10 protein-coding genes are annotated in these 12,959 nt (G+C 34.1%); 4 read left to right on the forward strand and 6 right to left on the reverse strand.

Annotated elements, in window-relative coordinates:
* Window positions 1-9: 9 nt before the first annotated feature.
* Window positions 10-159: a hypothetical protein gene (locus tag NCC77_RS04245; protein WP_250834488.1), complete on the forward strand. Its 150-nt coding sequence runs from the start codon at window positions 10-12 to the stop codon at window positions 157-159.
* A gap of 52 nt (window positions 160-211) precedes the next feature.
* Complete coding sequence (locus NCC77_RS04250) at window positions 212-649, forward strand: DUF6169 family protein (RefSeq protein ID WP_250834489.1); 438 nt, start codon at window positions 212-214, stop codon at window positions 647-649.
* Window positions 650-715: 66 nt separating this feature from the next.
* On the opposite strand, the gene mfd is transcribed toward NCC77_RS04250, so the two are convergent.
* Window positions 716-4,081, reverse strand: coding sequence for a transcription-repair coupling factor (gene mfd, locus NCC77_RS04255; RefSeq protein WP_250834490.1), 3,366 nt, complete (start codon window positions 4,079-4,081; stop codon window positions 716-718).
* On the reverse strand, window positions 4,074-4,682 hold the full coding sequence (locus NCC77_RS04260) for a hypothetical protein (RefSeq protein WP_250834491.1): 609 nt from the start codon (window positions 4,680-4,682) through the stop codon (window positions 4,074-4,076). The genes mfd and NCC77_RS04260 overlap by 8 nt, the downstream gene beginning before the upstream one ends.
* A gap of 321 nt (window positions 4,683-5,003) precedes the next feature.
* Between NCC77_RS04260 and NCC77_RS04265 the strand changes: the two genes are divergently transcribed.
* Together NCC77_RS04265 and NCC77_RS04270 are read left to right on the forward strand one after the other, a co-directional pair.
* The gene (locus NCC77_RS04265; RefSeq protein WP_250834492.1) at window positions 5,004-5,942 is read left to right on the forward strand and encodes an L-threonine 3-dehydrogenase; all 939 of its coding nucleotides are present in this window, start codon (window positions 5,004-5,006) and stop codon (window positions 5,940-5,942) included.
* A gap of 175 nt (window positions 5,943-6,117) precedes the next feature.
* Window positions 6,118-7,317: a DUF418 domain-containing protein gene (locus NCC77_RS04270; protein WP_250834493.1), complete on the forward strand. Its 1,200-nt coding sequence runs from the start codon at window positions 6,118-6,120 to the stop codon at window positions 7,315-7,317.
* A 130-nt stretch (window positions 7,318-7,447) separates the two neighbouring features.
* Here the strand turns inward: NCC77_RS04270 and NCC77_RS04275 are convergent, their stop codons facing one another.
* The 4 genes from NCC77_RS04275 to NCC77_RS04290 form a co-directional block, all read right to left on the reverse strand.
* Window positions 7,448-8,506, reverse strand: coding sequence for an SDR family oxidoreductase (locus NCC77_RS04275; protein WP_250834494.1), 1,059 nt, complete (start codon window positions 8,504-8,506; stop codon window positions 7,448-7,450).
* Between the two features lie 94 nt (window positions 8,507-8,600).
* Window positions 8,601-9,185: a Crp/Fnr family transcriptional regulator gene (locus NCC77_RS04280; RefSeq protein WP_250834495.1), complete on the reverse strand. Its 585-nt coding sequence runs from the start codon at window positions 9,183-9,185 to the stop codon at window positions 8,601-8,603.
* 135 nt (window positions 9,186-9,320) lie between these two features.
* Window positions 9,321-11,201 carry a M1 family metallopeptidase gene (locus NCC77_RS04285; RefSeq protein ID WP_250834496.1) on the reverse strand — a complete coding sequence of 627 codons (1,881 nt, stop codon included), beginning with the start codon at window positions 11,199-11,201 and terminating at the stop codon, window positions 9,321-9,323.
* A gap of 64 nt (window positions 11,202-11,265) precedes the next feature.
* Window positions 11,266-12,903, reverse strand: coding sequence for a S8 family peptidase (locus NCC77_RS04290; RefSeq protein WP_250834497.1), 1,638 nt, complete (start codon window positions 12,901-12,903; stop codon window positions 11,266-11,268).
* Window positions 12,904-12,959: the final 56 nt, after the last annotated feature.

Below are 12,959 nucleotides of genomic sequence, written 5' to 3' on the forward strand. Positions count from 1 at the left end.
CTTTGCAACATGAAAACTACAACAGTAAATAAGGAAGCAATTAAACAAGCCATTATCAAGATGAGAGATGATAAGTTTGCTGTACGCTCTTTTTTACAAGGTAAAACTTCTATAGAAACCTTAACTTTAAAAGGTATCAAACTTGTTAAAGCAATATAATTATACTTTTAATTCTGATTCTGGTTATTATAGTTTCTTTACAAAAAGACAAATGGAATACAGAGTTGCTTTCTACGAAGATTTCACATTAGCATCTTGCGTTGGGAACGATATAGAACTTGGAAATGTTTATCAAATTACCATTGACAAAATTAGCTCTCGACCTGAACAATTTGATGTATTGATTTCAAAAACAATCAAAAACATTATTACCGCATTTTTTGAAAATATTCATGATGCATTAATTTATATCTGCGATGATAATGATAAAAAAGCATTTCAAAGATTTTCTGTTTTTGATAGATGGTACAAAAAAAGATCCATGACCAATTATATCACAAAGCTTGATAATATTATTGAATTTGATTCTGATACAGAAACTATTAAACTTTATACATCTCTAATGTTTCATAAAGAAAATACTAATTTTAAAACCATAACAGAAGCTTTTAATAATATCAGCAATGTTTTAAATGGAGAAAAACCATAGCTAGTTCTAGCAACAAAAAACCGATATATTTCTATATCGGTTTGTTATTATTTATTACTATACACTTTACTCCTCAAACAACTCCATCAACTCCAAAGCTCGTTTTATCGACTTCACATTTTCAAAAGTCAATAACAAGCGTAGGCCATTCACGGTTTGTTTTTCTTTCATTTTGCAAAGATTACTATGCTTTTGAACAAAGTTTAAAACATTTCTAAACTTTACCGACTGGTAATAATCTGATTGTTGGTCGGATACAAAATAGCCAATCATTTTGCCTTGCTTCAAGACTAATTTCTCGATTCCGACTTTTGTAGCAATCCATTTTATTCTAATGCTGTTTAACAATGCTGTTGCCTGTTTTGGCAATGGCCCGAAACGGTCAATTAATTTTTTCTCAAATTCCTGTAATCCCGCTTCGTCTTTTATTGCTCCTAATTCGTTGTATAAAACCAAACGTTCCGAAACGTTATTGATATATTCATCTGGGAATAATAATTCGAAATCGGCATCAATTTGAATGTCTTTTACGTATTCTTTGGTATCAATATCATTTTCTTCAGGATACAAATCCTTGAATTCGTTTTCCTTCAATTCTTCAATGGCTTCATTCATGATTTTCTGGTACGTATCAAAACCAATTTCATTAATGAAACCGCTTTGTTCTCCACCCAATAAATCTCCAGCACCACGAATCTCCAAATCTTTCATGGCAATATTGAAACCACTTCCCAATTCACTGAATTGTTCCAAAGCCTGAATACGTTTTCTGGCATCTTCAGTCATTGACGAATACGGCGGACAAATGAAATAACAGAATGCTTTTTTGTTGCTTCGCCCTACTCGACCACGCATTTGATGCAAATCTGATAATCCGAAATTATTGGCATTATTGATGAAAATCGTGTTGGCATTTGGAACATCCAAACCACTTTCGATGATTGTGGTTGCGACCAAAATATCAAAATCTCCGTTCATGAAACCTAACATCAATTCTTCAAGTTTGGCACCGTCCATTTGTCCATGGCCAATTCCGACTCTTGCATTTGGAACCAAACGCTGAATCATTCCGGCCACTTCTTTTATATTTTCGATTCGGTTATTAATGAAGAAAACTTGTCCGTTTCTCTGAATTTCATACGAAATAGCATCACGAATAATTTCTTCATTAAAACCAACCACATTCGTTTCAATCGGATATCGGTTTGGCGGAGGCGTTGTAATTACCGATAAATCTCGAGCTGCCATCAAAGAAAACTGCAGTGTTCTCGGAATTGGCGTTGCAGTCAAAGTCAGCGTATCAACATTGGCCGCAATGGTTTTCAGTTTATCTTTTACGTTTACACCAAACTTTTGTTCCTCATCAACAATCAATAATCCTAAGTCTTTAAAAACTACATTTTTATTGACCAATTGATGTGTTCCAATTACAATATCTAGTTTCCCTTCGGCTAAATCTTTTAAAGTCTGCGTTTTTTGTTTTGCCGTTCTAAATCGGTTTAAGTAACCAATTGTAACGGGCATATCTTTTAATCGTTCCGAAAAAGTTCTAAAATGCTGATACGCTAAAATAGTAGTCGGAACCAAAACAGCAACTTGTTTACTATTATCAACCGCTTTAAAAGCAGCACGAATCGCAACCTCTGTTTTTCCAAAACCAACATCACCACAAACCAAACGATCCATTGGGCGATCGCTTTCCATATCGGCTTTCACTTCTGCCGTTGATTTCATTTGATCTGGCGTATCTTCATAAATAAACGAACTTTCCAATTCGTTTTGAAGATAACTGTCAGGCGCAAACTGAAATCCTTTTTCTAAACGGCGTTTTGCATAAAGCTGAATCAAGTTGAACGCAATATGTTTTACGCGCGCTTTGGTTTTTTGTTTTAAAACTTTCCAAGCGTTCGATCCAAGTTTATAGATTTTAGGAGGCGTTCCGTCTTTTCCGTTGTATTTTGAGATTTTATGAAGCGAGTGAATGCTCACATACACAATATCATTATCGGCATAAACCAATTTTATGGCTTCCTGGGTTTTGCCTTCAACCTGAATTTTTTGCAACCCGCCAAACTTTCCAATTCCGTGATCGATGTGTGTTACATAATCACCAACCGAAAGTGCCGTTAATTCCTTAAGCGTAATATTCTGCTTTTTAGAATATCCGTTTTTGATGTTGAATTTATGATAACGTTCAAAAATCTGATGATCGGTATAAGCCGTTATTTGATTTTCTTCGTCAATAAAACCTTGGTATAAAGGCAATACAATGGTATGATATTGCTTTCTTATATTTTCTGAATTGGCTTCATCTAAGCTTTCAAAAATATCGTGAAAACGTTTTGCCTGCGTATCATTCGAACAAAACAGATAATTGACATATCCGTTAAAATGATTTTCACTCAGATTATTCAGCAATAAATCAAATTGTTTATTGAAAGATGGCTGTGGCTGAATATGAAATTCGATTTTTTTAGTGGTTTTAAAAATCGGTCTTGAAGCCAATTCTACCACCGAAAAATCTAAAGCGCGTTTAATAAACGAAGCCTGATTTAAGAATAATTGCTCTGGCGTGGCGTGTTTTATTTCTTTCGAAAGTTTCTCAAAAGCTTCTTCTGCTCTCGCAAATTGTTTGTCTAACTGACTAAAAAGTCCGTCGGTATTTTGGATGAAAAGAACTGTCTTTTCAGCAATATAATCTAAGAAGCTTTCTCGGTTTTCCTGAAAAAGCTTGTTCTCCACATTTGGGATGATCGTGATTTTTTTATGTGTTTCGACAGATAATTGCGTTTCCACATCAAAAGTTCTGATGCTGTCAACTTCGTTTCCGAAAAACTCAATTCGATACGGATGATCATTTGAGAAAGAGAATACATCGACAATTCCTCCACGAACAGAAAATTCGCCAGGTTCTGTAATGAAATCTACTCTTTTGAATTCGTATTCAAATAAAACTTCATTAATAAAATCAATCGAAATTTTATCGTTTAAAGCCACTTTTAAAGTGTTTTTATCGAGTTCTCTTCTCGTAACTACTTTTTCAAAAAGTGCTTCAGGATACGTAACTATTACGGCAGGTTTTTTTCTTGAATTAATTCGGTTTAAAACCTCAGCGCGAAGCAGTACATTGGCATTGTCTGTTTCATCAATCTGATATGGACGGCGAAATGATGCCGGATAAAACAGTACATCTTGTTCTCCAATCATTTGCTCTAAATCGTTCAGGTAATAAGCCGCTTCTTCTTTGTTGTCTAAAACAATCAGAAAAGGCAGTTCGGTTTTCCTGAAAACAGAACGTATTATAAAAGAAACAGCAGATCCCAACAATCCGCTGATGTTCATTTTTACCTGATTTCCTTCCAGTAAACTTTTAGCAATCTGCTCGGCTTTTGGCAGATTATCGTAGGTTGTATATAAGGCGTTTTTACTCAACTTTTGGTATATTTTTATCTAAAGGCGGTGCCGAACTCGGAATCGCGCGTGTTGTGTCTAACATTCTAAGGAAATCTTCTTCTCCTTGTTCTTTAGGTATTTTGGCTTTTTCGACAATTTTATCCATTTGTCTTTCCAAAGAAATCAGCTCTTTATTGATTTCTTGTATCAAAAACACCACTTTATCATCTGGAATGGTACTCAAATGAATAAATAAATCCAGCATTTTAATTTTAGTAATCAAAATAGAAATACGGCTTTTGATCTGTGGCTGATTAAATTGAGCCGGAATATTATTGTTTAAAGCCATTGCTTTCTTAGAAATCGCAGCCGATTTTTTCTGAAAAGCCCCAATTGTCTTTCTAGGCTTTTCTGAAATTTCTTTATTAAATTCACGCCACTCTGTCCATGAATTCAATTGTGATTCTGAAATTTCATTAATGGGTTCGTCTAGAAAAGTCCAACCTTTATTTATGTTGTTAAAAATAGCTTCTTTCTTTTTTGCTTCTTTTGCATTTTCTGCAAGGCGTTTTTCATTTTCATTTTGGCAAGAAAATAACACAGTTGTCAAAAGCAGAAAAAGAGATATTTTGTATTTCATTTATTAAAATGTTAGGCTGCAAAGTTACGAAGTAAATTTACAATTACGAATTCTGTTTTTTGCTAAAGATTCTATAAATCAAGGTTATTTTTTCGTCTTTTTATCCTTATCAGAAAATCAATTTTAAAAAAAATCATTTGATCATTATATCAATAAAATAGCGCTTTTTCATGGGATTCTTAAAAAGGCACAAAGACACACTCTTAAAAGAGAATAATATAACAAACAAACTTTTAAATTATTGAATTTATAATTTATTATTCAAAAAAGTGCAAGTAATTGCGAAAACGTTATATTTGTGTCTCTAAAAATCATCATGAAATGAATCCTAAAATATTGATCATTGGCGCCTGCGGTCAGATTGGAACAGAACTGACGCAAAAACTGCGCAAAATATACGGAACCGAGAATGTTATCGCTTCTGATATTCGAAAATTAAATACTGATGTTGTTAATTCGGGACCTTTTGAAGTGGTCAATGCTTTAGATTTTAATCAGATCGAACATTTGGTAGAAGTGCATAAAATTACTGATGTATATCTAATGGCGGCACTTTTATCGGCAACTGCTGAAAAAAATCCAGCTTTTGCTTGGGATTTGAATATGAATTCACTTTTTCATGTTTTAAATTTAGCTAAAGCCAAAAAGATTCAGAAAATTTTCTGGCCGTCGAGTATTGCGGTTTTTGGACCAACAACTCCAAAAGAAAACACGCCTCAATATACCATAATGGAGCCTTCTACAGTTTACGGAATTAGTAAACAGGCAGGCGAAAGATGGTGCGAATACTACCATAATATTTATGGTGTAGATGTTCGCAGTATTCGTTATCCAGGTTTAATCAGCTGGTCTACTCCTCCAGGGGGCGGAACTACAGATTATGCAGTTGATATTTTCTACAAGGCGATTGCCGATAAAAAATACGAATGCTTTTTGTCTTCTGAAACCAAAATGCCAATGATGTATATGGATGATGCAATCGATGCGACAATTAATATTATGAAAGCACCAGCTGAAGAAATTAAAATACATTCTTCATACAATTTGGCTGCAATGAGTTTTACTCCAACTGAAATTGCTGCTGAAATTAAAAAACATATTCCTGAATTTGAAATTACGTATAATCCAGATTTCCGTCAGAAAATTGCAGACAGCTGGCCGGCAAGTATCGACGATGCTGATGCAAGGAAAGATTGGGGATGGAATCATAAATTTGATTTGGAAACTATGACTAAAGATATGCTGGAGCATTTGGCATAATCTGAAACGATAAAATTTTAAAGCGTGTTATTCTAAAAAATAACGCGCTTTTTTGTACATTTTATTTGTAAGAAAAAATATTGATTGTATAATTTATGTACTTTTGATTGCGTTTGAACAATAATCAAGTTTATTCCAAAATCATCAATCAAATCACAACAAAAACATCAATCAAATGACAAATTCTTATCATCCTGTCGAGCAAGGCAAAAGAACTGCAATTGTCGACATCCTTCGGGGCTGGGCTATATTGGGTGTAGCCATTGGCAATTATCTGGATTTTCTATACATCGGTATAGAAAAAGAGCTTAAGCATAGTGCTTTCTCTGAAACTCTTCAATTTATTAACCGCTATTTATTTGCGGCAAAATCTTGGACATTATTAACTCTTTTATTTGGTTACGGATTTGCAATTTTGATTAACAATGTTGCTTCTAAAGGAAAAAATCCTGTCGCTTTTTTTGCATGGCGAATGTTTTTGCTATTTATTTTAGCCTTTATTAACTCTGCTTTCTGGCTTGGCGATATTTTAAAAGATTATGCCTTTTTAGGACTTGTTTTATTACTGTTTTACAGATGTTCTACCAAAACTTTAGCCATTATTTCTGCTGTAATTATACTTACAGTTCCTTTTGTAATGGCTTATGTAAATGGTTTAAAAATTGAACATCCTGAAATTGCAACAAATCCAGAATACTTAAAACTCTATCATTCTGGAAACTGGATTGACTTTTTCAGATTTAATCTGCTTGCGTCATTCTACGAACAAATTATAATTCCAGGCTATGCAATTACTGCTCATTATGTAATGTTGGGCTGTATGCTTTTTGGGTTTATGCTTCAAAAACTAAACTTCTTCAATCGCTTAACAGAATTAAAGAGACTTTTAAAATCTGTCTGCATCATTAGTTTGGCTGTTGCTGTACTTATCGCAATTGGATTTAATATTGCTATAATATACAAAGCTCCGTTATTAAAATTCTTTCACCCACTTTACTGGTTAGTGTTAAGTACAATGATTTTTATCTCGACTGGAATCTGTCTTTTATACGTCAATGGAAAATTAAAAACAGTTTTCAGTTATTTTAGCGCAGGCGGAAAAATGACATTGACCAATTATATGAGCCAAAATATATTGGCTGGTATTATTTTTTCTGGAATTGGATTCGGAATTGCAGATTCAATGCCGTATTGGTTTTACTTTTTATTGGCTGTTTTTATCTTTATCATTCAATTGTTTATTAGTAAATGGTGGCTTTCAAAATACAATTATGGCCCAATTGAATGGTTATGGAGATCTGCAAGTTATAGAGAATGGGTTCCTTTTAAAAAAGCACAACCAGAAGAGGTTGCTGCTGATATAAAAATGGTCTAAAATTAGAAATTTGGAATAAACTTGAATATAAAAGAAAAGCCCTTAAATTTAGATTTAAGGGCTTTTTTAAGTAGTCTAAAGGAATTACTTCACTTCAAAATATTGTTTATTTTACATCTGTCGCTTCAATTTATGGTATGATTTTTTTCTGACGCAATTGATCAAAAAGACTAAAAAACATTTCTTCGGTATCTATAAATTCATAAAAACCCAAACGTCTTGCTTTGGTTCCATCAGCAAAAAAATCATAATCCCACGAAAAAACAAAATCTCCAAAGTTCCAACTGGCTAATTTTTCATAATCGTGTTTTTCTAAATTGTATTTTTCCTGAATATTTCCCCATAAAACCTTTTTGTCAGCCATAACTGTTTTTAATTCCATTTGAAGCGGAGACGCAACAGGAATATCAAAATAAGAAGCAATTTTTGGCCAAAGTTCTGTCCATCGAAACAAATCTCCATTTGTAATATTAAAAGCCTGATTGGCACATTGCGGATTTGTAGCTGCCCAAACAGTTGCTTTAGCTAAGAGTCCTGCATCAGTCATTTCCATAAGTTTATCGTATGCCCCTGCCTTCCCTGGAAATCGAAGCGGTAGATTTAATTCTTTAGAAATTGATGCATAAACAGCTATCAAAAGTGCCAGATTCATTGGGTTTCCTATTGCAGTACCACCTACAACAGAAGGTCTAATGGCACTCCAATTCCACTTTTTTCCTTCTTTCTTTTTTTCTAAATATTGCTGTTGGTCAATGTTAAATTCTGGAGGCATATGACCCGCATCTGTTTCTTTTGCTGGAGTTTTAAAAGGTCCTAAATGAGCTCCATAAACTTTGTATCCCTGCATCAGACTAATATGCTGTAAGTCTTTAGCTATTAGCTCAATTATCTCAACTACATTCTTAAGCATATTAAGATTCGGCTCAACAAGCTCAGACCATGATGGACGATCTTGATAGGCGGTGTAAAATATATGTGTAATTTTTGTGAGATTAGATAACTGCTTTTTACTGTTTTCAGTATCCAATAAATCAACTGAAATGTATTTCAGATTAGGAGCATTTGCACCTCCTTTTCTGGATAATCCGATAATATTCCAGTTGTTGGTAGATAAAAGATATTCTATAAGATTTGCACCGATAACGCCATTTGCGCCAACAACCAATGCTGTGTTTTTATTTGCTGTCATTTTCTTTGTATTTAAAATTGTTTTACAAAGTTCAGACAAGCTAAAGAGCTATAAAATGAAGTGGATTATGAAATAAGGTTGAACTAGTTCAAGTTTACTTTTTCAATTTATTGTTTTTTATTTTTGAAAGAAATTCTGTTGTCATTCCTAGATAAGAAGCCAAAGCATATTGAGGTACCCGATTTGCGATTAAAGGGAATTGATTTATAAATTTCTCATAACGCTCTTCTGCCGAAGAAGTAAGATTGGTAATAATTCTTCGTTGAAAAAATGCTGCTGTACGTTCTGCTGTAATACGAAAAAAAGTTTCAAATTTTGGATTAGCCCCTTTTAATTTCGCTTCCGTTTCGAAATCTATTTGCAGCAAAACAGCATCTTCTAAAGCCATAACAAACATCGTAGCTGGTTGCTGATAAATGTAACTATTATAGTCAGAAATCCACCAGTCTTCAATAGCAAACGCAATCGTATGTTCCTGACCTTCATCATTTACCACATACGCTCTTAAAGCACCTTCGACCACATAGTTCCTATGTTGAGCCACAAAATCTGGCTGCACTATAAACTGCCGTTTCTTTATCTTTTTTATTTTAAAATTAGAAACAAATTGATTGGCCTCTTCGTCAGAAAGATCTATTCGGTCTTGCAAATGCTTGATTAAAAACTCGTATTCTGTCATTCTTTTTCGAATTTAAAAATTTCAATCCACAAGATTGCTATTGTATCAAAATTACAACTCTTTTAAATTTTATAAAGCAAAAAAAATCCAAAGCCAGAATTGCTTTGGATTTTTCTATTTGAAAATGTAGAATCTTTACTTCACTTCAAAAACATTATTTGTTTGTTTTACATCAGCCATTAATCCGCTTGGATCGATAGTGATTTTTTTGATTGACGTTTTGTTTTTGTCAATTGTAAAACTATAATTTTGCTGTGCCCAAGCCCAGTCTTCTAGAACTGTTCTTTTCTCGTTCGGATTTGGATTTGGTTTAATGAAATTCATCATTCTTAATGGAATATAGAATGTTTCAGATGTTCCGTCTGTGTAATCCACTTTCAAGTCAATTGGCATTGGCATTCTTCCAATTCTTTCTAAAGAAACGGTTGTTTTTCCTGCATTGTCAGCAACGTCTTTGATTCCGTAATCGATTGTATTGGTAGTTTGTGTCCAATCAATCAAATACCAATCTAACTCAGCTCCAGAAACTCTTTCAGCTGTTCTTTTGATGTCGTTTGGAGTTGGGTGTTTGAATTTGAAATCGTTGAAATATCTTTTTAAAGTTGCATCAACATTCTCTTTTCCGATTATATATTCTAATTGAGAAAGGAAAAGACTTCCTTTAATATAAGAAGAAATACTATAAGGGCGGTTTTCATCGTAACGGTCTCCGTGAGTGGTTTGTGGCTGTTCTTTTCCAGAATTTACTAAACTGTAATATGCTTTGTAATTTCCTACAAAAGGATTTACTTCTTTTTTATCTCCTTTTAATTCATTCAAAGCACTGTCTTCGATGTAAGTTGTAAAACCTTCGTCCATCCAAGGGTGTTTTGATTCGTTTGAAGCTAAAATGTGCTGAAACCAAGAGTGTCCTAATTCGTGTGTAGCTGTTCCTAGAATTCCTTCAAGAGTTCCGTTTCCTAACATTAAAGTACACATTGCGTACTCCATTCCACCGTCTCCACCTTGAATAAATGAGTATTGCTTGTAAGGATACGCTCCAACTCTCTGGTTGTAATATTCCATTACTTTAACCATTAAAGGCTCAAGTTGTTTCCAGTTTGCAGTCGTTTTTTCGTTGTTTTTGTAGAAGAAATGCAAATCGACATCGTTTGGTCCTTTTACAATATCGTGCGTATATTCTTTATCGGCAGCCCATGTAAAATCGTGAACATTTGGCGCAATAAAATGCCAAGTCAATGTTTTTGCTTTTTTAGGATAAGTAACCGTTACACCAGCATCTTGATAACCATGTCCGATAGAATTTTTGTCTTGCAAATATCCAGAACCACCAATTGTGTACTCTTTATCGATTGTAATTTTTACATCAAAATTACCCCAAACACCATGGAATTCTCTTGCAATGTATGGATCTGCATGCCATCCTTCAAAATCAAATTCGGCTAATTTTGGATACCATTGCGACATAGAAAGTTCTACTCCTTCAGAATTGTTTCTTCCAGAACGGCGAATCTGTACTGGAACTTGTCCGTCAAAATCTAATGTAAAAGTCGTTTTAGAATTTGGAAGGATTGGTTTCTCCAAAGTTACTTCTAAGATCGTTCCAGAAACTCTTGTTTGAGCAGCTGCACCGTCTTGTTTGAAGTTTGTAATTTTTAAATAACCGGCTTCATTTGGTTTTAAAGTCTCAATACGGCTCTGTTTTACTTCTTTTCCGTCAGCTTGTTTTACTTTGCTTACCATTCTTCCGTCTGGATCTTTAATAAAATGAAGACGTGCATCCATTTCGCTTCCTGGTTGAAATGCGTTTGGATATAAATGATAGAATACTTTTTTTAAAGTATCAGAAGAATTATTGGTATAAACCAATTCTTGTTTTCCTTTGTACTGATAGTTTTTTACATCCATAGAAACCTCCATTTTGTAGTCAGCGTGCTGCTGCCAATATGGGGCGCTTTGTGCAAAAGCCGAGTTAAAACCTAAGCTTAGGAAAGAAAGTAAAATAATTTTTCGCATGTGTATATGTAATAGAAAATGGAAGAGCGTTAACTCTTCCATTGGATTAATCGTTTATTATTGTTTATTTTTTAGACATCTTTTCAGCCATTAATAACGCATTATAAGCATTTACCATCTTTGCTGTTTTTGATGATTCTGCAGAAGAAACCGCAACTGGTTTTTCATCTGGATTCTCACTTTCGCCCAAAACAACCATTGAAGGAAGCGCTACTCCAGAGTCCATTAAAATCTTTTTAACTTGAGCTGCTTTCAATTTTGGATAGTAAGAACGAATCAATGCTGCAACACCCGCCGCATTTGGAGATGCCATTGAAGTTCCTTGCAAGTATTTGTATTTGTTGTTTGGCACTGTTGCATAGATTTCTTCACCTGGAGCAAAAACGTCTACGTTTATTTTTCCAAAGTTTGAAAATGGAGCCACAACATTTTCTCCATACGATTTATTAATCGCTCCAATTGTAATTACATTATCTGCAAATTCTTTTACGTTGTCTTTAGAATCGTTTGGATAATTGATGTTTTTTGTTTCATCGATATTGTAACCGTCATTACCTGCAGCATGCACAATTAAAACGTCTTTCTTAGCTGCATATTTAATCGCGTCGTAAACCCATTCTTTCTGTGGAGAGAAACTTTTTCCAAAACTTCCATTGATTACTTTAGCCCCATTGTCTACTGCATAACGAATTGCCAAAGCAATATCCTTATCGTATTCGTCTCCATCTGGGACGGCTCTAACTGTCAAAATTTCAACATTTGGAGAAGCAACTCCGTCTCCGCCTAAATTATTTCCTCTAATTTGAGCAATAATTCCAGCTACGTGAGTTCCGTGAAGCGCTTTTTCTTTATCTGGACCAAAAACCACATTATTTCCATAATGAGCATCTTTAATATCTTCTGGATTATCGCCTACGATTTTTCTTCCGTCAAAATCTTTGTTCAAGTTGTACTCCAACTGATCGTAAACTTGGTCTTTGTATTCTCCAAAATCGGCTTCTGGATCAAAAGTTGGTCCAGCGTTTGTAAAAATCTGAGTCATAATTGCTTTACTTCTCGCCACTTTTGGATCTGTAGAAGTTACAGCGCTTAAATCTTCAATTTTGTATGTTGTCTTATTAAGCTCTTTTTTTATTGTATTGTGAACATCAAGTAAAAAATCTACTTGTTCTTTATCTTTAAGAGCTTTATTATATTTCTCTGTGTATTGCGCTAAAGCTGCTTTATATTCTGGAGAACCGTCATCGGCTTTTTTCACGATACGTGTCATTTCCAGATTTTCGTGAACAGCATTTCCTAGGAAATTCCATCCGTGAACGTCATCTATAAATCCGTTTTTATCGTCATCGATTCCGTTTCCTGGAATCTCTTTTTTATTCGTCCAAATCATTCCTTGAAGATCTTCGTGCTCGATATCGACACCAGAATCTACAATTCCTACGATTACTTTCTGCCCTTTTTTACCTTGCAGTAATTCAGCGTAAGCTCTATCAACACTCATTCCCGGAATAGAATCTTTTATCAAATCAAGATGACTCCATCTCTTCAATTCATTTTCGCTAACTGGAGCTTTTTTTACTACTGCTAAAGGAGCCACAATTGGCTGTTTTGGCACTGAATTTTGTGCTTGTAAAGTTGCATTACAACCTGCTAAAACAAGTAATGCAAACGCAGATAATTTAAGTGGTTTTATATGACTCATATATCTATAAATAATTGTAAAGTTAAAAGATGGGTCTAAATTATGCTTTTTTGTTA

This window comes from Flavobacterium tyrosinilyticum (assembly GCF_023656565.1).
Classification (GTDB): domain Bacteria; phylum Bacteroidota; class Bacteroidia; order Flavobacteriales; family Flavobacteriaceae; genus Flavobacterium; species Flavobacterium tyrosinilyticum.